This is a genomic window from Lacisediminimonas profundi (assembly GCF_008831265.1).
Lineage (GTDB): Bacteria > Pseudomonadota > Gammaproteobacteria > Burkholderiales > Burkholderiaceae_D > Lacisediminimonas > Lacisediminimonas profundi.
The window spans coordinates 387,338-407,974 of the sequence record NZ_VTTH01000004.1; the positions used below are offsets into that span (position 1 = coordinate 387,338).

Annotated in this window: 18 protein-coding genes; 1 reads left to right on the plus strand and 17 read right to left on the minus strand. The window is 61.1% G+C overall.

The window, feature by feature from the left end:
* Positions 1-9 precede the first annotated feature (9 nt).
* The 16 genes from rfbG to FVE66_RS14240 all read right to left on the minus strand — a co-directional run bounded on the left by rfbG (position 10) and on the right by FVE66_RS14240 (position 18,053).
* Positions 10-1,092: a CDP-glucose 4,6-dehydratase gene (gene rfbG, locus FVE66_RS14165; RefSeq protein WP_241673219.1), complete on the minus strand. Its 1,083-nt coding sequence runs from the start codon at positions 1,090-1,092 to the stop codon at positions 10-12.
* Positions 1,077-1,853 (minus strand): glucose-1-phosphate cytidylyltransferase, encoded by a 777-nt coding sequence (rfbF, locus tag FVE66_RS14170; protein WP_151448092.1) that lies wholly within the window; start codon positions 1,851-1,853, stop codon positions 1,077-1,079. The genes rfbG and rfbF overlap by 16 nt, the downstream gene beginning before the upstream one ends.
* Entirely contained in the window at positions 1,850-2,347 is a 498-nt protein-coding gene (locus tag FVE66_RS14175) for a dTDP-4-dehydrorhamnose 3,5-epimerase family protein (protein ID WP_151448093.1), read from the minus strand. Before FVE66_RS14175 ends, rfbF begins: the two co-directional genes overlap by 4 nt.
* Positions 2,348-2,392: 45 nt before the next feature.
* Positions 2,393-3,301 (minus strand): NAD-dependent epimerase/dehydratase family protein, encoded by a 909-nt coding sequence (locus FVE66_RS14180; protein ID WP_151448094.1) that lies wholly within the window; start codon positions 3,299-3,301, stop codon positions 2,393-2,395.
* Positions 3,302-3,335: 34 nt separating this feature from the next.
* Entirely contained in the window at positions 3,336-4,532 is a 1,197-nt protein-coding gene (locus FVE66_RS14185; RefSeq protein ID WP_151448095.1) for a glycosyltransferase family 4 protein, read from the minus strand.
* Positions 4,529-5,296 (minus strand): class I SAM-dependent methyltransferase, encoded by a 768-nt coding sequence (locus tag FVE66_RS14190; protein ID WP_151448096.1) that lies wholly within the window; start codon positions 5,294-5,296, stop codon positions 4,529-4,531. The genes FVE66_RS14185 and FVE66_RS14190 overlap by 4 nt, the downstream gene beginning before the upstream one ends.
* The gene (locus FVE66_RS14195) at positions 5,287-6,843 is read right to left on the minus strand and encodes a lipopolysaccharide biosynthesis protein (RefSeq protein WP_151448097.1); all 1,557 of its coding nucleotides are present in this window, start codon (positions 6,841-6,843) and stop codon (positions 5,287-5,289) included. Before FVE66_RS14195 ends, FVE66_RS14190 begins: the two co-directional genes overlap by 10 nt.
* 5 nt (positions 6,844-6,848) lie before the next feature.
* Complete coding sequence (locus FVE66_RS14200) at positions 6,849-8,669, minus strand: LIC12162 family transferase (RefSeq protein WP_151448098.1); 1,821 nt, start codon at positions 8,667-8,669, stop codon at positions 6,849-6,851.
* A gap of 87 nt (positions 8,670-8,756) precedes the next feature.
* Positions 8,757-9,803: a pseudaminic acid synthase gene (gene pseI / locus FVE66_RS14205; protein ID WP_151448099.1), complete on the minus strand. Its 1,047-nt coding sequence runs from the start codon at positions 9,801-9,803 to the stop codon at positions 8,757-8,759.
* Between the two features lie 15 nt (positions 9,804-9,818).
* A complete protein-coding gene (gene pseH / locus FVE66_RS14210; RefSeq protein WP_151448100.1) occupies positions 9,819-10,379 on the minus strand; it encodes a UDP-4-amino-4,6-dideoxy-N-acetyl-beta-L-altrosamine N-acetyltransferase in 561 nt (186 codons plus the stop codon).
* The gene (gene pseG, locus FVE66_RS14215; protein WP_151448101.1) at positions 10,370-11,488 is read right to left on the minus strand and encodes a UDP-2,4-diacetamido-2,4,6-trideoxy-beta-L-altropyranose hydrolase; all 1,119 of its coding nucleotides are present in this window, start codon (positions 11,486-11,488) and stop codon (positions 10,370-10,372) included. The genes pseH and pseG overlap by 10 nt, the downstream gene beginning before the upstream one ends.
* Before the next feature lie 7 nt (positions 11,489-11,495).
* Positions 11,496-13,523: an aminotransferase class III-fold pyridoxal phosphate-dependent enzyme gene (locus FVE66_RS14220; RefSeq protein ID WP_151448102.1), complete on the minus strand. Its 2,028-nt coding sequence runs from the start codon at positions 13,521-13,523 to the stop codon at positions 11,496-11,498.
* Positions 13,520-14,386, minus strand: a complete 867-nt coding sequence (locus FVE66_RS14225; protein ID WP_241673220.1) for an aldo/keto reductase — start codon at positions 14,384-14,386, stop codon at positions 13,520-13,522. Before FVE66_RS14225 ends, FVE66_RS14220 begins: the two co-directional genes overlap by 4 nt.
* Before the next feature lie 17 nt (positions 14,387-14,403).
* Positions 14,404-15,579, minus strand: a complete 1,176-nt coding sequence (pseC, locus tag FVE66_RS14230; protein WP_151448104.1) for a UDP-4-amino-4,6-dideoxy-N-acetyl-beta-L-altrosamine transaminase — start codon at positions 15,577-15,579, stop codon at positions 14,404-14,406.
* A gap of 526 nt (positions 15,580-16,105) precedes the next feature.
* Positions 16,106-17,128 carry a Bug family tripartite tricarboxylate transporter substrate binding protein gene (locus FVE66_RS14235; RefSeq protein ID WP_241673221.1) on the minus strand — a complete coding sequence of 341 codons (1,023 nt, stop codon included), beginning with the start codon at positions 17,126-17,128 and terminating at the stop codon, positions 16,106-16,108.
* Entirely contained in the window at positions 17,121-18,053 is a 933-nt protein-coding gene (locus FVE66_RS14240; RefSeq protein WP_241673222.1) for a fumarylacetoacetate hydrolase family protein, read from the minus strand. Before FVE66_RS14240 ends, FVE66_RS14235 begins: the two co-directional genes overlap by 8 nt.
* Positions 18,054-18,259: 206 nt before the next feature.
* Between FVE66_RS14240 and FVE66_RS14245 the strand changes: the two genes are divergently transcribed.
* Positions 18,260-18,568, plus strand: coding sequence for a contact-dependent growth inhibition system immunity protein (locus FVE66_RS14245; protein ID WP_151448105.1), 309 nt, complete (start codon positions 18,260-18,262; stop codon positions 18,566-18,568).
* Between the two features lie 70 nt (positions 18,569-18,638).
* Here the strand turns inward: FVE66_RS14245 and FVE66_RS14250 are convergent, their stop codons facing one another.
* The gene (locus FVE66_RS14250) at positions 18,639-20,573 is read right to left on the minus strand and encodes a hypothetical protein (RefSeq protein WP_151448106.1); all 1,935 of its coding nucleotides are present in this window, start codon (positions 20,571-20,573) and stop codon (positions 18,639-18,641) included.
* Between the last annotated feature and the right edge of the window lie 64 nt (positions 20,574-20,637).

Below are 20,637 nucleotides of genomic sequence, written 5' to 3' on the forward strand. Positions count from 1 at the left end.
CTGCCGGCATCAGTTGATTTCAGGGAAGTACTCGCGAATCTGGCGGCCGGTGACCTGGCTCGCGTCTTCGCCGTCCAGTACCGACTTGTACCAGTCCGCCGTGGCAGTCAGCGTCTGCTCGATATTCCAGCGCGGATACCAGCCCAGCTTCTGGTGTGCCTTGTCGCAGTTCAGCTGAAGCAATTGCGCTTCGTGCTGCTGTTGCACCCCCTTCTCGACAGCGACCGCGCCCGTCCCGAACCGGGTGACGAGCGTCTGCGCGACTTCCCCGACCGTCCGGCATTGCGTGGACGGAGGCCCGAAATTCCATGACCCGGCGTAGCCCTTCGGATCTTCGTGGAGGCAGGCTCCGAGCAACAGGTAGCCCGACAGCGGCTCCAGCACGTGCTGCCATGGCCGCGTTGCGTGCGGATTGCGCAGGAGGACTTCCTTGCCTGCGGCCACCGCCCTCACGCAGTCGGGCACGATGCGATCGGCTGCCCAGTCGCCACCCCCGATCACGTTGCCGGCACGTGTCGTGGCAGCCCCGAGATCGCCCCGTTGCGAAAGGAAGGAGCGCGAGTAGGCCGAGAACGCTATTTCCGCCGCGGCCTTGGACGCGCTGTACGGATCATGGCCGCCGAGTTGGTCATTTTCGCGGTAGCCCCAGATCCACTCATGGTTCTCGTAGCACTTGTCGGAAGTGATGTAGACCAGCGATCTGATCGAGGGCGTGGCACGCACCGCTTCCAGCACGTGCACCGATCCCATCACGTTGGTGCTGAAGGTTTCGACCGGATCGGAGTAGGAACGCTTCACGAGCGCTTGCGCCGCCAGGTGGAACAGGTACTCCGGGGCGCAGGCGCGGACCGCCTCCACGAGGTGGCCGGCATCGCGGATGTCACCCTCGATATGCTGGATCTGGTGCCGCAGGCCAAGCCGCTCGAAGTGGCTGTCCTCGGTCGCCGGCGGCAGCGCATAGCCAGTCACTTCGGCGCCAAGCTGGGTCAGTATCCGGGCAAGCCACGAGCCCTTGAAGCCGGTGTGCCCGGTGATGAATACCCGTTTGCCGCGATACGCCTGCAGGGCGTCTGCCATCACCATCGTACCCATGGGGCCTCCCCTTGTGCATACAGCGAATTCAGTACCTGGTATTCCCGGCTGGTGTCCATTGGTTGCCAGAAGCCGTCGTGCTCATACACCATCAGGTTGCCTTCGCTGACGAGGCGGCGCATCGGCTCTTGTTCGAACACGAGATCGTCACCGTCGCCGAGGTAATCGAAAAGGCGCCGGTTGGCGACGAAGTAGCCGCCGGAAATCCGGCCGCCGGTCGCTTGCGGCTTCTCGTTGAATTCGGTGACCAGTCCGGCTTCGCTGCGCAATTCGCCGAAGCGGCCGGGCGGGCGCACGCCGGTGACGGTCAGGACCTTGTCGTGGCTGCGGTGGAATGCAAGCAGGGCATTCAGGTCTATATCCCCCACGCCGTCGCCGTAGGTCAGCAGGAAATCGTCATCGCCCACGTAACGTGCAATCTTCCGGATCCGCGCGCCCGTCATCGCATTAAGTCCGGTATCGGCCAGCGTGACCTTCCAGTCCGACTCTGCATGATGGCTGTGGAACGACATGGCGGACGTGTTCCCGAGCTCAAGCGTCACGTCCCGCGTGTAAGCCTCGTAGTTGAGGAAAAATTCGCGGATCGCATTTCCCTTGTAGCCCAGGCACAGCACGAACTCCTGCAGCCCAAAGGAAGCGTAGTATTTCATGATGTGCCACAGGATCGGATAAGGTCCGATCGGGATCATTGGTTTGGGGATATCGTCCGCAACGTCGCGGATGCGGGTACCGTACCCGCCGCAAAGGATTACAACTTTCATGTTTTGTCGGTCTGGTCGCTGATTTTGGTTGAAGGCCAGTGGAAAGGAAATCGGGGATCGTCCACCGGGAGTGTCGTCGATTCTTGCGGGTCGTGGGGAATGTCGGCGCAGTTTGCGAGCAGTGCGGGCACTTCGGACAGGCAGGAGAATCCGTACCACAGTCCGGGCGGGATCGTGACTCTCCGGTAGTTGTCGGGCCTGCCAAGCTTCATGACCTGAAGCCTGCCTTCAGATTTCGAACCTTTCCTGTCATCGAACACGACCAGCTGCAGCGTCCCGACGGGAACGGCGAGGTTCTGGGTCTGCCGCCGGTGAAGCTTCCATGCCTTGACCGCGCCGGGAGCAACTTCGGAAAAATAGCATTCCCCGAATCCGGCGAAACCGGCGCTGTCCGTGCGCAGCATGTGCAGGACCGCGCCTCGCTGGTCGGCAATCTGCTTCAGGTCGTGGATCTGGAGCCCGTCGATCACGGACTCGGTTGCTTGACTGCTCATTCCAGAGAATTCCTCGAAATCAAAATCATCACGGTCTCGCCTGGATCAGATCAGGCCGTGATGCGATAGCGTCCTGACCAGGCCCTCGCGCAGCGACAATGCAGGCGGCAGGCCAAGAACATTGCGTGACCGACTGATGTCCAGCACGCTTTCCGGTATGTCGACGAAGCGGCTTTCGGTATGCACGACATTCAGTTTCCTGCCCAGCACGTCCTCCATGGTCGCAATCACCTGGTTCAGCGTGCAGCCCTGTCCGCAGCCAATGTTGAAGATCCGTTCGTCCGACAGGGTCGTCGCCGCTGCCTGCAATGCATGGCAGACATCCTGGATATAAATGAAGTCCCGGATGATCTTTCCATCTCCGCGTATCGCAATCTCTTTCCCTTCGATGATCCGTCCTATCGCAATGGCAATGAAGCCCTGGCGGCCGTGCACGTTCTGGCCCGGGCCGTAGGGATTGCTCAAGCGCAGGATCTTGCAATCCAGTCCATGCGTGTACCGGTACAGTTGCAGGTATTTTTCGATGGTCAGCTTGTGTACGCCGTGCGCGCTGATTGGATCGGTCGCCGCCGTCTCCGGAATCGGCAAGGTGTCCTGCACGCCGTATACGGATGATGACGAAACGAAAATAATCCGGCGAACGCGCAACTGTACACAAAGGTTAAGCAATTGCAGGGTCTGGAAAACGTTCTGTTGCAATTCGGAGGCGATGTTTACCTGGTCGCCTGGTACCGTGCTGGAGATGAAGTGGAACACGGTATCGGCACCGTCAAGCACTTGGGCAACTTGTTGCTCATCTCCCAGGTCGCCGATGGTCCAGCGCAGCTTGCCCTGCAGGTCGGGCGGGGGCGGATTATGGTCGAGGACATGAAGCACGCCGCCGAGGTCGAGCGCATGGCGCAGGAAGTTCATCCCGATGAATCCCGCACCAAGTATGGCCGCCTTGATTGTCATGGGCGGCCCTGTAGTTTGAGAGCGGATGGATTGCTCATTGTGCCGCCATCAATATTGCGCGCGCCCGGCGATGCATCTCGGGCAGCGAAAATTCGGTCATGAACCGCTTGCGCGCATTCGCCGCGACCCGATTCCTGAACTGCTCATCGGAGATCATGGTCCGGATTCCGGCAAGCAGCGCATCTTTTGATCCGGCCGTCACCAGCATGCCGTCGCGTCCGTTTTCGATAGCTTCCGGAATACCTCCGACGTCGGTGGCAATGATTGCGCAGCCAGCCCGCATCGCTTCGACTACGCTATACGGGAAGCCTTCCCACAGGGACGGGAAAGCGAACACGTCGAAGGTTTTCAGCAGTTTGTCCACATCTCCGCTGAAATGGCCGAGCAGGCTGACGCGGTGTTCCAGGCCAGCCTCCTTCACCCTTTGCGCGATACGAGCAGAGGCATCGCCTTCGCCGGCGAGCACCAGTCGCAGGTGCGGATGTTCCGGTGCCAGTTCAATGAAAGCCTCGATCAATAGCAGCGCTCCCTTCATTACATCCATCCGCGCGACACAGCCGATTACGAGCTCCCCGGCATCTTGCGGTGCGCCCGCTGCCTGCTGCGCCGGCAGGTCTTCGATGCCGTTGCGGACGATTGCAACCTTGCTTACCGGCAATTCTCTCATCGAGACCAGCGCTTCGACGATGGCGCGGGCATTGACCACCACGAGGTTGCAGGACTTCCAGACCAGGCGGTCCAGCATGCGTTCGTAAAGCCGCATGTGTGAGCGCCTGGGCGCGGGCATGCTGGCTATGCTCAGTGTGGTATCGACCTTGCACAGGTGGCCGGCCAGTACCATGGCCAGGCAGGCCTGTGCCGCCGGATAGCCACCGTTGCATACCAGGATGAGCGAGGGCCGGACCTGCTTGACCAACGCCACGAGCAGAATCACGTTCAGCAGCATCAGCAGTGGTTCGATCACGGTCAACGCCGTGCGCAATACAGGTTGCAGCCAGCGCGGCAAGTTTGCGGTGCGGCGGCTGATTCCCGCGCGCGTGACGAAAAAGGCGTTTCTTGTCCTCGCCGTCCGGGACAGGCGTGCAAGATCTTCAGCATAGATGCCGCCGGCGTTGGATGCGAACTCCACCTCGCCGAAATCGGCGGCGACGGAGTTGGCCAGGTCCACCATGTAGCGGTTGCCGCCGCCGCGGGCGTAATTCTCCGTGAAGATCAGCAGGCGGGTTGTCAATTCGTTGGGCCCTTGCGGTATATCGACAGCAGGTATGAGCTGAATGTGGGATGGTTGATCGTGTCGAGCATGTGCAGGTTTCGAACCTTGCGCATGACCCGCAGGAAGGCCCGCACCAACAGCTGCGCGGGGCGGGAGCTCCCCGGTTTTGCTATTGGCAGGGACGGCTCAAACGAGCCGACATATCCGATGAAATCAGGGGTGAGATTGTAACGCACCGCAAGGTGCCTGAAATACTCGGGCCGCATGATCTCCAGGTTGTGCTTGTCCAGGATGCCCGGATCCAGCACCCGTTGCAGCGGGTGATAGATACCCCGGAAATTCGGCACGCCGAGGATCAGCACGCCGCCGGGTTTGAGCCATTGCAGGTGCGACTCCACCACGGAGTCGACGTCGGAAAAATGCTCGATGAACCCGAACGACATGACTACGTCATATTGGCGACCGGGCTGCAACTTGAAAAAGTCACCCGACTGCACCTGCCCGGATGGCAGGCCCAGCAGTTCGAAATTCTTCAGGGTCGCCCGGCTACCGGCCTCCGAATATTCAATTCCGTGTGGCGTCAGGCCGAATTCCTTGGCCATGAACGCCAGCCACTTGCCCGGCGCGCATCCGACTTCCAGCACATCGCCCGTCACCGGTGGGAGATGCTCCTTGATGGCACTCGCCACGCAGCGCTCGAACGAAAAATCCTGGTCGACTTCGCTTGGAAGCTTGCAGCCTGCCCAGTAGTCCTCCCAGAACTGTACCTCGGTCAACTCCATGCAAACCTCGCCTTAACACCTGCTTTCAAATCTTTCATCAGCTTTCTCGCTTCTTCATGTGTCATTCCCGCCAGCCACGGCATGCCTGCAATAGCGGCTGCGGCCAGCGTCAGGTAGAACGCGCCCGTCAGCATCATGGCCACGACCATGCTGGCAAGGTGCATGTCGCCGAACGGCCAGATCAGCTGGCACAACCATTTCGCCATGAAACCCAGCGCCAGCATCAGGCATATCGCCAGTGGCTGGTAGATCCAGTCGAACTGCCATCCATTCAGGCGCGCGATCGCCCAGGCTTGCAGGTTGGCGCTCACCACACCCAAGAGGACCATCTTCCACGCCATGCCGACGGCGCCCAGTTCCAGCCCGCCGATTCCGCTTTGCGCCGCCGGTGCCAGTACCAGGTACGACACGGGAATGGAAAGCAGCATCATGCTGACGCTGACTGCAAGGTAGCGCTTTGTCTGCCCGGTGGCCAGCAATGTTGTGCCGCCGATCTGGCCAAGTGCCTGGTGGATCGGATACAGGAACATGATGGCCAGCACCTGCCAAGCGCCGGCATACGCTGTCCCGAGCACCAGCCGGACGATTGGCTCCGCCCAGGGAATCAGCATCCCGGTCAGGACTGCGCCGGCCGTAACCAGCGCCCGGCTCGCCTTGCGGTACAGTCGTTCGACCCGCTGATGTTCGCCGGCCGCCGATGCGGCTGCAATCTCCTTCCAGAAGATGCTGAGGATGGACGTGGTGGCGAGCAGGCTGACGGCTGCGAATTGGCCCGCGATCTGGAAGTATCCCTGCTGTACGGAACCGCCGAATTTTTGCAGCATCCATTTGTCGGCGAAGTCGTAAAGAAAGCTGATCACGGCAAGTATTGCCAGCGGCCTGCAGTAGCGCACATAGTCGCGCAGGACGTGTTCGCTCGCTTCGGCTGACGGAGATCGGCTTGCGGACGGGTCGTGCAACACGCCCCAGGAAACCGCAGCGCCGCCAGCATACAGGATGACCAGCAGCCAAAGGACGTTTTGAACGCCGAGCAACCCCAGGCCCAGCAAGATCGCGGCGGCGACAAAGTAGGTCAATGCGAGGCCCAGGCTCATCAGCTGGACCTTGACGGTCTTGCGCATCGATTCCCCGATCTGCCCTGCCATGGGCCACAACTGCTGCTGCAGGAAGGCCGCCACAAAGGCCAGAAGGATGGTTCCCCGCTCATGTCCGAGCCATATCTTCTGGAGCATCGACGAGGGAATGATCAGTGCCACCAGGCCGAAGGTGAGCAGGAACTGTGCCGCCATCCAGCAGAAATACAGGAGGAAGAACCGCCGGTCGCGCGCGCGCTGCGAAAGGAAGGTGTAGAACGCGCTCGAGCTGCCCAGGTCGAGCAAGGACCGGATCGCCGCAAAGCTGCCCAGCAGGAACATCAGGTTGCCATAGCCTGAAGGGGACAGGCCGCGGGCAATCAGGACGCCGGTTGCGAACCCGAGCAGGGCGCGCAGCATGTTGCTGCCGATCGATACCAGCAGCCTGGTCCTCAGGGAATGGGCAGGATGCACTGGCACTAGCAGGTGGAGGTTTTCAACGACAACGGCTGGTCAGAAACCCGGCGCAGCTCGGCGTTCCACAAGGCCAGCGCATCGTCCGATGTGCGTGCGAACTGCTTGCAGAACCGGTCCACCGCCCGCTGTCGTTGCGGCGCCAGCCACCAGGATTCCACATCGTCGTAGGCCATGTCAGCCGCACTGGCCGCGGCTTCTGGCGTGTCGAACAGGATGCCCGATTCGCGCAAGGCATCATAGAAGGGGCGTGCATCCGGGCGCAATTCATTGGATGCCGGGTTCCAGAACAGGATCGCCGGCTTGTTTGCCGATAGCGCCTCGACGAAGGTGGTCGACAAATGGTCGCACACGTACAGCCGGCAGTTCTCGAGGCTGTTGGTGAAGGGTTCCTGCCACGATTCGATGCGGATGTCCGGCACGCTGGATTTCAGGCGGTCCGTGATGCCCCAGCCATAGTCCTCGTAATGCGGGCGGAAGCGCACCGCCGGCATCAGCCTTGGCGGGAGGGCTTCGGCAAATCGCCGCTGCCAGTCCAGATAGTCCCGGAACTGCGAAGGCACGAAAGGGTATTGGGTCAGGTAGCGGGAGGCGGAAGTCGCTACCCACAAGATCCCCTGCTTGTCATTGTCGACGCCGACGGGTTTGCGTCCGACCAGTTTGCTGGCTGGCATGGCCACCACCTCTGCCCGGCAATCCTTGCGCTGCCATCCCCATGAGTAGTATCGGTCGACGATGGCGGTTTCATGGTCCTCGCTGGGCATGTTGAGCAAGGCGCCATAATTGCCGCCATGTTGCGTCCCCAGCAGCAACGAACCTTGTTCGCTGAAGCGGGCCGCGGCTCTCTTGAAGGCTTCGTCGTAATACCAGGCGTTTGCGCTGAATGCAGCCCTGACGCGTTTGGGATATATCGTCGATGCAGCGCGCCCGATGTCGTCAAACCGCTCGACGAAGCATAGCGGCAGGTCGGAAGGCAGCATTCGCGCGAGACACATTTCGAATTCGCCGTCCCCGAGATCGAGAGCCTGCAATTGCCTGCGGCTGGCGGCGTCGGTGCCAAGGTCCTCTGGCGCCGACGCCGGGTCCAGTACTGGCAGTATCCGGCCGAAGCTCTTGATCGCCAGCTTCATCTCCACCTGGCGTGGCAGGTAGGTCGTGCGCAGCAGCACAGTGGGACGAAGCGCCGAACTGAGCCGGCCAACCAGGCTCAAGGTTTTGCTCGCAGCCCGGTATTTCCATGAACTGCCCGACAGCTTCCCGTACAAGGTATTGGGACCGGCATCGATCGCCTTGTCCGGAAATTCTTCGCCGAGTGCGACCAGCAGTTTAGAGATCAGCTGCAGGTTGTAAGTGTCTTCGGAAAGGAGGCAGGCAAATTCGAGGGTGTCGCGTGGAACCGTGAACGATTTCTCCGACAACAGCAGGGTCGTGAAACCGGGGCTCGATTGTTGTGCCTGCTTGATATGCAGGTAGCGGTCGTAGGCGGTCGAAACATACAGCTGCAGCCAGGGGCCGAGAAGTATTCGCCACGATCGTGGGGCATGCTCGATGCCGTGCAGCGCATTCAGCCGGGCGCCAAGCGCGGCCAGCGTGCGCTCGACCAGTTCGCCTACCCGCTTCAGGGCATGCTGGACAAGCTCGGCATCCTTGTACGGATTCGACACCGTACCGGCTATCCGGAGATCGTGCATTGCAGCCCGGCGCTCGAATTTCAGGCACCACTCTCCCAGGAACAGGAGCGGCCGGGTCGTATCCCAGAAATCTTCGCGGGCAGTGGCCGCCAGGAAAGGCTGGCTATTGTCGTCGACTGCTGCGTGAGAACGCATTACCGCTTCACCTTCGGGTTCGTGACGGTCGACGTGTCAAATCCGCGGCCTTCGCGGTCCGCGGGCGACGCTGTGCGCAGGGCTGCTTCATTTATCAAAGCATTCCCAGTCCGTCGGCGTTCCCCGTGTCACTTCCTTCTTCAGGCGCCGACCCAGCAGCGAATCGTAATGCTTGGGCGGAAGGCCCAGTCCCGGGCGTATCCGGCGTATGTGTTCGGGGGTGATGACGGTGCCGGCGGGCAGGTCGCGCACGAAGTAGATCGAACGCCGGAATACCTTGCTGGCTTCTTCTGCCTGCTGGCGTTCGTAGCCGGTCTTGCCCAGCGCAGACCATGCATCGCGTGTGTCTTTGCAGAGGCGTTCCAGCTCGGCCGGCTCGATGGAAAACTCGCTATCCGCGCCCTTGTCCGCCCGGCTCAAGGTGAAATGCTTTTCGATGACGCAAGCGCCAAGGGCCACTGCGGCAACCGAAGCGGTGGTACCCAAGGTATGGTCGGACAGTCCGGGGACCGTATTGAAGCGGCGCTCCAGTTCTGTGATCTGCTTGAGGTTGGCTTGTTCCATCGGCGCCGGATAGCTGCTGATGCAGTGCAGGAGCACAAGCTCCTTGCAGCCGGACTCGCGCGCGGTCGTCACGGCTTCCTCGATCTCCAGTTCGCTTGCCATCCCGGTGGACATGATCATTGGCTTGCCGGTAGCGGCAACATAGCGGATCAGCGGCAGGTCGGTCACCTCGAAGGAGGCGATCTTGTAGGCCGGCGCATCCAGGCTCTCGAGCAGGTCCACCGCGGACTCGTCGAACGGCGTTGAAAATACGGTCACCCCTATCTTGCGCGCATGCGCGAACATTGCCTGGTGCCAGTCGAACGGTGTCTGCGCCCACTTGTACAGGTCGTAGAGCTTGTAGCCATTCCATAAGCCGCCATCGATGACGAACCCGGGACCATCGAAGTCGATGGTCATGGTGTCGGCAGTGTAGGTCTGCAACTTGATCGCATCCGCGCCGCAGGCTTTGGCCGCTTCGATGGTTTTCAGTGCGCGATCTAGCGATCCGTTATGGTTCGCCGACAGCTCGGCAATGATGAAGGGCGGGGCATCGTGCCCGATCTTCCTGCCGTCGATCATGATCGTCATTGGATAATTCTCCTGTTACTTTTCGGTTGCCTGCGCGGCGGCTTCGCGGCTTGTCACGAGTTGTTCAAGTGCGGCATGTGCCGCTGCCCATTCTGATTCCAGCATGCTGAAGCGCAGCACGTCGACAAATTGCTTGCCATCGAAGTGAGCATCCCGGAACAGACCTTCCTGGCGAAACCCCAGCCGCTGGTGGAAGCGCAGGCTGCGCTCGTTGGTGGCGATCACCTCGGCGTTCAGCTTGTGCAGATTCAGCATGGAAAAAGCATGATCCAGTCCGTCCAGCCCGAGCCGGGAGCCGGCACCGGGCTGTGCGCCGGGCTTGAGGTAAAAACCCCAGAACGCGGTCCGCATTTCGGGCCTGTATTGGGTGAATCCGACCACGCCGTCGGCCTGCCCCTGCATGTCCTCGTGCATGTACCAACGGACGTGCGGATCCTGATTCATGCGGGCGAACCATGCCAGGTGTTCGGCCTGCGTGATTTCGTGCGTGGAAAACATGCCCTTGCGAACTTCGGGAGCATTGCGCCACGCGCGCACGGTGTCGAGATCGGTTTCGGCCAGGGTTCTTAATGGCATGGTCGGTTATGTAAAGTGCGGTTCAAAAGGGTTGCGGCAATCTCGCCGGCCCCGGTTCCGGAAACGAGTTGCTGCATCTTGCGGCTTTGCAGCTGGAGGGCATCCGGATTGGCCATCGCGCGTTTGAGTGCCGCTGCGATATGGGCAACGGTCACGTCGCCCATCTCCCCGAGGAAGTCGATATAGCCTTCCTCCATCAGCGCCAGGTTGGTGGGCGTCTGGTTGTCGGCAATGCTGATGACGATGGCGGGCAAGCCCAGGCACATGCGTTCCCAGCTGGTTGAGCCGCCGGCACCTATCATCAGGTCGGCGCGCGCCATCATTCCGGCCAGGCTGGGTAATCCCTGGTGGAAAGAGGTGGCGGGCCGTCCCGCAACCCGCCTCGCGATTCCGTCCGGATCCGGATGATTGGGGCCAAGCACGACGTCCGCTGCCAGCACGTCGAATGCCGGGTGGTCCAATACGTCCAGCACCTTCGCGGTTTCGTTGGTCGGGTCGCTTCCGCCGAGGAAAATCAGCAACCGGCGCACGATGCCGTCGTGCGCGGGCATCCATTCCCGCAACAGCGCATATTCTGGCCGCAGCAGCGCATGCCGCGGTCCCAGCCGCTTTTCGCAAGTTTCTGGCACCAGCCGGTCATAGCGCGCCGGCGTGCTGGCGCCGTACCAGTTCTGGTCCAGCAGGAGCTCGCAATCGTGCGTCCGGTCGGCCAGATCGTCGATCGCCATCAGGGCGTGGCATGCGGGACGCACGGCCGACTCCCAGCGGGCGTCGATCGCGTAATGGTCGACCACCAGCCATGCAGCCTGTCGTTCGCCGATTGCGGCCAGGGTCTGGCGTGCATCGGTTTGCCAGTCGGCGCCCAGCCATGCGGCGTGGGCCAGTGCGCCGTCGGCGAGCGCCCCAGCCTCGCAATCCTCGCCAGCTTGCAGGGCTGTTGTTTCATATCCGCGTTTTTCGATGGCGTGCAACAGGTTGCCCGGGTGCGTGCGGCAGATGAAGCTGCAGGTGGCGCCCAGCGCGCGCAATGCATCCGCTAGCGTCAGGCAACGCATCACATGTCCGGTGCCGATCCGGTTCGACGCATCGACGCGAAATACGATTTTCACGCGTGTTTCAGTTCAGGCGCTTGAAGCCGCCGTGGCAGACCGGCCCCTTGAGCAGGGCCGACACGTCGCGGCCGTCCTCGCATTCCCTGATTAGTTTGAACAGGGGATCCAGCGCTTGGAAGTATCCGTCCAGCACTTCGGGTGTGTGTTCGGTGCAGACGTACACACTGTTGGCGGCGAGGTATCCCTTGGCCAGCATTTCCTGCGTGACCAGCGTCTTGTATGCCAGTGCATTCGGGCTGCGGAAAGTGTAGCCGGTCAGTGCCGGGAGTCCCCAGTGGTCGACCTGCAGACCATGCTTGTCCGCCAGTTCCTGCCAGCGGCGACGAATCTCGAGGCCGGTGGCAGTAATCGTGTCCCACGATTTGACGCGTTCCATTACCTCCAGGGTCGCCAGCGCGGCCGTCGGGCCAATGCGTTCGGTCCAGAATGTGCTGCTGATGAAGGTGGACTGCGCCGCTTCCATGACTTCGCGTCGTCCGATTGTTGCCGTAATCGCATAGCCGTTGCCCATGGCTTTGCCGAACATCGCCATGTCAGGCTCGACGCCGTATTTCTTGTGCAGGCCGCCGAAGGTCTCGCGAAATCCGGATGTGCACTCGTCGAAAATCAGGACCATGTTGCGTTCGGTCGCCAGCTTGCGCACTTTGTGCAAGAAGTTGTCTTCCGGCCCCATGTTGCGCACGACTTCCATCTTGATCACGCCGATGTCGTGCTTGTTCACCAGCGCTTCGAGTTCCGCGAAGTTGTTGTAATTGAAGGGGAAGACGGTGCCGCGCAGGTTTTTCGGGACGCCCTTTGGTTCCAGGCCGGGAAGCAGATGGCCGGCCAGGTTTTCGTCGTCGCCGAGATTGGCCGACAAGTACCAGTCATGCCAGCCGTGATACCCGCACACGGCAACGCCATCTTTTCCGGTCGCTGCCCGTGCGATGCGAATGGCGATTGCATTCGCTTCGCCGCCAGACCGGGCGAAGCGCGCCATGTCAGCCCATGGATGCAACTCAATCAGCTTTTCCGCCAGGTAGACTTCTTCCGGGCAGTTGAATGTCGACATGTTGCCGGCGTCGATCGTGCGCCGCACGGCATCATCTACCTCCGGATGTCCGTAGCCCAGGGTATTGGTGCCAATACCCATGATGCACATGTCGATGAATTCGTTGCCATCCATGTCCCAGACCTTGCAGCCCTTTGCTTTGCTGAAATAGGCGGGCCACTGCTCCGGAAGGAACATCTCCGCCCGCTTGGACAAGAGCATGTTGCCGCCCGGGATGATTTGCTTGGCGTGTTTCCACAGTTTCTGACCGGTACCCAAGAGTGCTCCTTCGTTGCGGATAAGTTGCTGGTTGGCGGCGAACAGTTGCGGCTGGCTCTGGTGCAATGCCAGAACTTCACGCCAGCCGAAATGATCGTCAGGAGAAAAATGCCGGAACACCGCATTGACGACGTCGAAGTCCGCCTGTTCGTCAACGGTCCAGCGCAGGCTGGAGAAGTCTTTGTCATTTTCCATGTTCCCGGTCCGGAATTTCCCGGACTCGCGAACGTAAGGGGTAACGTGCTCCAGGTCCGAGGACTTGTCCGATTCGAGCAAGGCCTGTTCCAGTGCTTTCACGCTCACGACTTCGATATCGAGGCCATCCGGAAAGGTGGGCGGACTCGTGTTGGTGAAATAGTCCACCTCCGAAGTGCGGAATCGCCGGATACATTCATCCACCAGTTCCGGGTCTGTCAGCGGGCAGTCGCCAGTGATGCGGACCACAACGTCAGCCTGGTGCTTGCGCGCGGCCTGGACGAATCGATCGAGGACATTGTCTTCACTGCCTTGTTCGCAGGCGTACCCCAGTTCCCGGACATGATCGACCAGTGGCTGGTTGCGCGGATCGACGGATGTCGCCAGCACGATTTGTGCGAGCTCGCGCGAGCGCGAAAGCCGGTCAAGCAGCAACTCGATCATCGGCACGCCGGCGATCGGTTTCATGACCTTGTTGGGCAATCGGGTGGAGCCCATGCGGGCCTGGACAATGGCAACGACTTTCATAAGGAATTCCAGCGTGATGGATTGATGAGGTCCGGATCCTCACTGCCCAGCAGGGGCGGTGGCAGGGGGCCGGGCGCCGCGGCCGCTTCGAGGATCTCCACCAATTGCAGCGGCGATTCCACGCCAACGATGACGCGGCTGACTTGTGGATGCGCCAGGGCGAATCCGAGGCAGGCACGCAGCGGGGATAGGCCGGTGGCGTGGAGCCACTCGTCCCACTTTTGCCAAAGGGTGTTCCATCGCTGGAATTTGGCGGGCCGCTCGGCACAGCTCATCAGGAGCAGGCCTTGCAGGAATATTGATCGGACATGGATTTCGATACCCGACTTGTGCATTTTGTCCAGCCACCCGCTTGCCAGCAAGCGCCGGTCGACGATATTGAACGGCGCCTGGACAAGATCAACAGGGTAGGCGGGCAGGATGGCGTCCAGTTCTTCAGGGCCGTAGACGGATATTCCGATTTTCCCGATTTTCGATTCCTGCTTCAGTTGCCTGAGGCATTCATGGACGGCTTTGCCGTGCGGCCCGAGCAGCACGCCCGGTTGATGCAGCAACAATCCGTCCAGCCTGTCCAGCCGCAGCCGGCTGAGGGATGTCTCCACGGATTCCCGTACCCAGGCTGTGGCATCTGCTCCATCAGGAAAAGCAGGCAGCTTGGAAATGACCTTCCACTCCCCGACACCGGCCAGCCCAAGGCGCCGCTCGCTGTCGCCGTACGCTATCGCGGTGTCCAGCGTGTCGACTCCGGCTCGGCGGGCTGTTTCCAGGATTTCCCGGATCGTCTCGCTGCCGGGCTGCCCGGACTTGTTGGCAATGCCGTAGGGCAGTCCGAACTGGACCGTCCCGAGGGCAAGTCTCTTCATCATCCTCTTGGAACCGTTCAGAAAATTGTTTGATGGCCCAGCGGCGACTTCATGTGCTCCACCACTTCACGCTGCTGGTGCGCCTCGAGCCCGGGATAAAGCGGCAGCGTCAGCGCTTGGGAATAGTAGCGTTCCGCCTCTGGCAGGCTGGTGGTGGCGTGACCGTGCGACCGGTAATAGGGATGGCGATAAACCGGGATGTAGTGCAGGTTGACCATGATGCCGTGGCTGCGCAGTCGCTCGAAAACTTCTCGCTGTGAAGCTTTCATCTCCGCCGGATGAATCTGGACCACGTAAAGGTGGAAAGACGAATGACAGTCCGGATGCTGCCATGGCACGGTCACCGGGCATGATTCGAGCAGCGAATTGTAGCTGGATGCGAGGGCATGCCGCTGCTTGACGAACTCGTCCAGCCGCTGAAACTGGCTGATGCCAAGTGCGGCCTGCATGTCGGTCATGCGGTAATTGAATCCCAGGTCGATCTGCTGGTAAAACCACGGCCCTTCGGACGGCGTGGTCATTTCGGCCGGATCGCGCGTGATGCCATGGCTGCGCAAGCGTTGCATCGATGCGGCAAGCTCGTGGTCGTTCGTCACCGCCATGCCGCCTTCGCCTGTCGTGACGATCTTGACTGGATGAAAACTGAAGATGGCGATGTCGCTGAAGCGGCAGTTTCCGATCGGCTCGCCCTTGTAGCTGCCCCCGATCGCGTGAGACGCGTCTTCAATGATGCGAAAGCCGTATTGGAGGGACAGGGCGTGGATCGCTTCCATTTCGCATGACTGGCCGCACAGGTGGACGGGCACGACCACCTTCGGCAGCGTCCCGTTCTTTTCTGCGGATTCCAGTTTGGCCGCCAGCGCTGCCGGACTCATGTTGTAAGTCCTCGGGTCGATGTCGACAAAATCGACTTCGGCACCGCAGTAAAGGGCGCAGTTGGACGAAGCAACGAAAGTGATCGGAGTGGTCCAGACCCTGTCGCCCGGACCAACGCCGAGTGCAAGGCATGCCAGGTGCAAGGCGGACGTGGCGCTGTTGACAGCAACCCCATACTTGCTTTTGCAGTACTCGGACACTGTGCGCTCGAATTCCGGGACCACTGGCCCCTGGGTCAGGAAGTCCGAACGCAATACCGCGATGACTGCGTCAATGTCTGCCTGGCTAATGTTCTGTCGCCCGTAAGGTATCAACATCCATCCTTTCGAAGATTCGTGGGAGCCGGGACCGTCCGGCGGGAATTGCTGGGTCCGGCTGCATGGCGCTCACCGGCAATGGCAAGCGTGGGCAAGGGATTCAATGGTGTTTCCTTGATTCCACGACACGCCACGCTACCGCCCTGCCGTTTCACGTTCAGCAAGCGCAGGCATGTTCACATGGAAATCCGGTTGACCGGAAAACCGCTGGTCCGGCACGCATGGTGCATCGTGCGTGGTGCGTGGTGGACAACGGCGGGTATGCCGGGACGATGGGACTTGGTCGGTGAAGCAGGCTGGGGCAGGTCAAGGCAACTGTTGTCCGGCCATCATCGGCAGCGTCAGCCAAGATGTTGCAGTTGAGCAAAAACAGGATGCCTGGACACGCCTGTACGGCCTTTATTCTTCATTCCACCCGTCGGATCCATTCCCGCCCGATATTACAGCAAAGGAACCCGCCTTCCAAACGGGGCGCATGCTGGGGATCGCATTGAGCCGTTGTTCCCAGCCGTCACTCAGGACGTGGTCAAGGCCTGATATTCCCCTGCCTGACCACCGTACTCCATTTTGCCGACTCGGCCCGGATGAATGCGGCGAATTCCTCGGGTGACCCACCCAGCACATCATTCGCCTGCTCGGAGATCGCGCGGTGTACCGCCGGTTCCGCCAGGATCTTGTTGATCGCGCGATTAAGCCTCTCCACCAGCGCTTGAGGCGTGCCCTTTGGCGCGATCACGCCCTGCCAATTGGTTACGATCACTCTCGGCAGTCCAAGCTCGGCGAAGGTCGGAACGTCCGGCAGCAGTGCCGCGCGCTTCGCGCTCGTGATCCCCAGCGGCCGCAGCTTCCCGGCCCGGATGTTCGGCAATGCCGAGTACATTTGCTCGAACATCATGTCGACATTCCCTCCAAGCAGGTCCGTTGTGCCGGCCGAGCCGCCCTTGTAGGGCACATGGATCATGTCGATCCCGGCCGCCTGCTTGAGCAGTTCCGCGGACAGATGATGCGAGCCGCCAATCCCGCCGGAAGCAAATGTCAGCGTCCCCGGCCTGGCGCGTGCCGCCTTCACGATGTCGTCAACGTTCGCAAAGCGGGAGGCGGCCGGGACGCACAGCACGAGAGGTCCCGAGTCGGTCAACACGACTGGCGCGAGGTCTGTCAACGGGTCGAATTTCAGGTTGCCGAACAAGGCCTTGTTCACCGCCAGCGGAGCAAAGCTTCCGATCCCGATCGTGTAGCCATCCGGCGCTGCCCGGGCAACGATCTCGGTTCCGATGTTGCCGCCCGCACCGGGCTTGTTCTCGACGATCACGGGCTGGCCCAGTGCGGGCGCCAGATACTGCGCAAGCTGCCGGGCGCGGATGTCGGCGTTCCCGCCCGCGCCATAGGCGACGATCAGGCGGATGGGCTTGTCAGGCCAGCCGGATTGCGCGAGCAGGGGGCGCGGAAGGATAGAGGCCAGCATGGCCAGCAGCAAGGTCCGGCGCCGCTCCTGTCGCCCGTCGCGGCCCGGGCTGCCGGTGCCGATGCCGCGTCCTGCCTCAGGCATCGTCGTGGACCGGATTCTCGAGCGTCCCGATCGATTCAATCTCGATCGTCACCACATCCCCATCCTGCAGCGGGCGTGGCGGTTGCATCGCGTAACCGACGCCCGATGGCGTGCCGGTCGCAATGACGTCGCCCGGTTCCAGCGTCAGCCCCGCTGAAAGCTGGTTAATGACCGTCGGCACGTCGAATATCATGGTCGATGTATTGCTGTCCTGCCGCAGTTCGCCATTCACCCAGAGTCGTATCGTGAGCGCGTTCGGATCCGGCACCACGGACTTGTGGGCGACCCACGGGCCCATCGGGCAGGTCCGGTCCAGGCTTTTTCCCTTGAACCACTGGCCGTGCTTGCGCTGCAGGTCGCGCGCGGTCACGTCATTGACGATGGTGTAGCCAAAAACCGCGTCGCAAGCGGCCTCGACCGTCAGGTCTTTTCCGCCGGCGCCGATCACGATCGCCAGTTCCGCCTCGTAGTCCAGCATGCCGGTCAGGCCGGCATAGGACGGGATGGTCGCGCCATGGCCGATCACGCTGGTCACGGCCTTGGTGAAAAACTCGATGTGTTCCGGGAAGGTGTCGGGTGCGATCCCCTTCGCAATATTGCCTTCGATGATGTGTTCGCGGTAGTTCCGGCCTACGCAGAAAACATTCTTCGCCGGGCGCGGGATCGGCGCGAGGAAACGGACTTCTCCAACCGGAATGGAAGCCAGCCCGCTGTGCAGGAGTTCCCTGGCAATGGCGACCCCGGATTCACCCATGCGCGCAAGTTCGGCAACGTCTGCCGGAGCGGACTCCGGTCCTGTGGGCCATGCATCAGTCAGATTGACGACCGCGGTGCAGTCGCTGTCAGTCGCGCAGCCCAGGCGTGGGGCACCGTTGTGTTCGAATACGCAGAAGTACATGGCGGCTTGTCGTTTGGTTGAACGCAAGGCGGTTGCCTGCGCTGCAAGATCATAGCGTATCAGGCTATATCCGATTTGTGCACCCGGACAGTGCGCTCGCTTTCGATCGACGCACTACCGAACACATGCAGACGTGTCGCTATGTCGGAATCACCAGCGGGCTAACGATTCTTGAGGCGAGAGGATGGGCGGGGTGTACTGGGCGTCGTCTCACGAACCTGGCATGCGCTCTCATGAAGAATCTGTACCCTAACCTGAATGCCCTGTTTTCCGGTCATTTTCACCAGGACTGGGAAGAACAATCGCTCCCTCCCGACGAAATCCTCAGGCGCTACCTGGCCGACGCTTCTCTCCATGCGCTGTCACTGGCGCTGGCCGAGTTGACGGTCCTTCTCTCTCATTCCCGCGAAGAGAGATCGCTGCGTTCGGCGTTGCTGAGCCTGGGCTGTTTCTACAATCTGCGTGCTGACGGGATGACGTTCGACGGCTGGCTACGGCGTCTGCAGATGAAACTGCAGACGCATTGCGCGGGAATTCGCTGACTGGTTTGGCCACGGCATCATTCAGCGGCATGAAGGAAGCGCTCTCGCCTGACGATTACGCATGGTCCGTTCAATGCGGGTCCGTGATTGTCCACGGAACTTCCTTCATGCCAGCCGGCACCACAGGCCGCACCGTGATTTCCTGGTGCCCGGCCGTCAGGCCGTACTGTGCGTAGCCGTAATACTGGAACAAACAGTGTTCACCCGGCTGGATTACGTCGGCCCACGGCCGTTCGGAAACTGCGGGATAAATGAATGGCTGCGCAAAGCAGGCCTTGATCGGATTGCCAGTCAGCGGCTCTTTGCCCGGCCGGAGCACGATGTTGAGGGGAGCCTGGCGCCGCAGTTCCAGCAAGGAATCGACAAGTGCATTGTGCTGCCGCGCATTCGTGCGATGGCTTGCTGCTATTTCACGCGCGGCTTTGCGTCCATCCGCGATCACCAGCAACAGCACCAGCGGCAGCAACACGAAGTTGACGACCACATTTCCCAGGCCCGGCCGTAGCCGCATCTTCCCCAAGCCATTGATCATCATGGTCATGACAAATGGCAGTGAAACGAAAAAAGCAATGGCGGAAAAGTAGAAGGCGGCCCCGCCAGGCAGATCGAACAAGCCAACGATCAACACGCCAGCAGCCATGGCTCCAAAGGAAAAGAGCGCAGCCGGCGCATTAACCAATGCGCGGATGCCCTGCTTGTGGACATATCCGGCAACGACCAGCCAGGCCAGCGAAAAATGCAAAGCCATGAAGCTGGATATCGCGGCCAACGCCCATGCCACCGAAAGTCCCGAGACCGGGCCGGGGCCGGACAGGTCTTGCACCGTCTTTGCCAGGTCACTGCCGTGCCATGAGTAGACGGGGATGGAGCCGAAGGGAACGATCTTCGTCGGCGCATTGGCGCTGGCGGCATGGAAGGCCACTAGTGCGGCAACCGCCGCAACCAGCGCGAGCGCCAGCCAGTCGGCAGGAACCCGGCCGCGGCGCAGGATAACAGCCCGTAGCCACCACAAGCCGGCGAACATGAGTCCAACCGGGGCTTTGGCTGCTCCCGCCAGCCCTGCCACACTCGCCGCGAGGATCAAGTCGGCCGCACTGAGCTTGCGCTTGAAGAGAAGGGGCAAGCCGAGCATCAGGAACACAAGCGAAACGGTGAACGATTCGGATGCAAGATACGAGTCCCAGAATGCCCATTTCCCGAACAAGCGGGGCGCCAATACCAACAGGAAGCAGGCCAGGGCCCACCCTAGGGGAATATTCCTCGAATCGGTCCGGCCCAGCATCGCGCAACATGCAACGATGGAAAGAACCAGCACAGGAACAAACAGCATCTGTGGCGCTACGCCATAGACTTCCAGCACGCCGGCACCGGACAGGACGCTGATGCCGGCGACCAGCATGTGGGACAGTACGTGGTACGGGGTCTCGACCAGGCCGTGCAGGCCGGTCGACACCAGTCCGTAATTCTTGATCATGGCAGCGATGCTGGCATGGAACAGCATGTCGTAGTGCGCAGCGCCCGATTGCACCCGCTGGAGCATGTCGAAGAACGTGTAGGTCCCGCCGTGCCCGATGATGACCGCCGTCGCGGTCAAGGCCATCAGCAAAAGCAGCGGTATCTCGCGCATGCCAACCCGCAAGAACCGTATGGCATCGACCAGCCCGAAAACCGCCAACAGGTAGAAAAGCGGCGCCAGCCAGTGCCAACTCGCGTTGCCGATCAGCGCCATCAAGCCAAAGGAAATAACAAGGCCCCAGGCAGCACTGCCGAGTCTCCTGGACAAGCCGTAAAAAACCAGGATCACCGCCAGGCAGGTGATGGCAATCGGCGCTGTCTGGCGCAAGACTGAAGCATCCTGCAACAACAGGTTCCCGGCTGCGAAAATACAAATGGCCGTCAGCAGCAGCGCGGCGAATAGGGTGTTCGACTGATTTTCCGGAAGCGAAATCGAATCCAGCAACTGGCGGTCGTATTTGCCGCCGGCGCGGGCTTGTGTGCACTCCATCGGAATATTGCCGTCCTTCGTGTTCTTGTCGTTCTATATCGTTGGGCCTGGCGGTTCCTGGATC

Bases quoted from the DNA above. Each gene is read 5' to 3' on its own strand.
- rfbG (WP_241673219.1), bottom strand. From the start codon at position 1,092: ATGGGTACGATGGTGATGGCAGACGCCCTGCAGGCGTATCGCGGCAAA.
- rfbF (WP_151448092.1), bottom strand. From the start codon at position 1,853: ATGAAAGTTGTAATCCTTTGCGGCGGGTACGGTACCCGCATCCGCGAC.
- FVE66_RS14175 (WP_151448093.1), bottom strand. From the start codon at position 2,347: ATGAGCAGTCAAGCAACCGAGTCCGTGATCGACGGGCTCCAGATCCAC.
- FVE66_RS14180 (WP_151448094.1), bottom strand. From the start codon at position 3,301: ATGACAATCAAGGCGGCCATACTTGGTGCGGGATTCATCGGGATGAAC.
- FVE66_RS14190 (WP_151448096.1), bottom strand. From the start codon at position 5,296: ATGGAGTTGACCGAGGTACAGTTCTGGGAGGACTACTGGGCAGGCTGC.
- FVE66_RS14200 (WP_151448098.1), bottom strand. From the start codon at position 8,669: ATGCGTTCTCACGCAGCAGTCGACGACAATAGCCAGCCTTTCCTGGCG.
- pseI (WP_151448099.1), bottom strand. From the start codon at position 9,803: ATGACGATCATGATCGACGGCAGGAAGATCGGGCACGATGCCCCGCCC.
- pseH (WP_151448100.1), bottom strand. From the start codon at position 10,379: ATGCCATTAAGAACCCTGGCCGAAACCGATCTCGACACCGTGCGCGCG.
- FVE66_RS14220 (WP_151448102.1), bottom strand. From the start codon at position 13,523: ATGAAAGTCGTTGCCATTGTCCAGGCCCGCATGGGCTCCACCCGATTG.
- FVE66_RS14225 (WP_241673220.1), bottom strand. From the start codon at position 14,386: ATGAAGAGACTTGCCCTCGGGACGGTCCAGTTCGGACTGCCCTACGGC.
- pseC (WP_151448104.1), bottom strand. From the start codon at position 15,579: ATGTTGATACCTTACGGGCGACAGAACATTAGCCAGGCAGACATTGAC.
- FVE66_RS14235 (WP_241673221.1), bottom strand. From the start codon at position 17,128: ATGCCTGAGGCAGGACGCGGCATCGGCACCGGCAGCCCGGGCCGCGAC.
- FVE66_RS14245 (WP_151448105.1), top strand. From the start codon at position 18,260: ATGAAGAATCTGTACCCTAACCTGAATGCCCTGTTTTCCGGTCATTTT.
- FVE66_RS14250 (WP_151448106.1), bottom strand. From the start codon at position 20,573: ATGGAGTGCACACAAGCCCGCGCCGGCGGCAAATACGACCGCCAGTTG.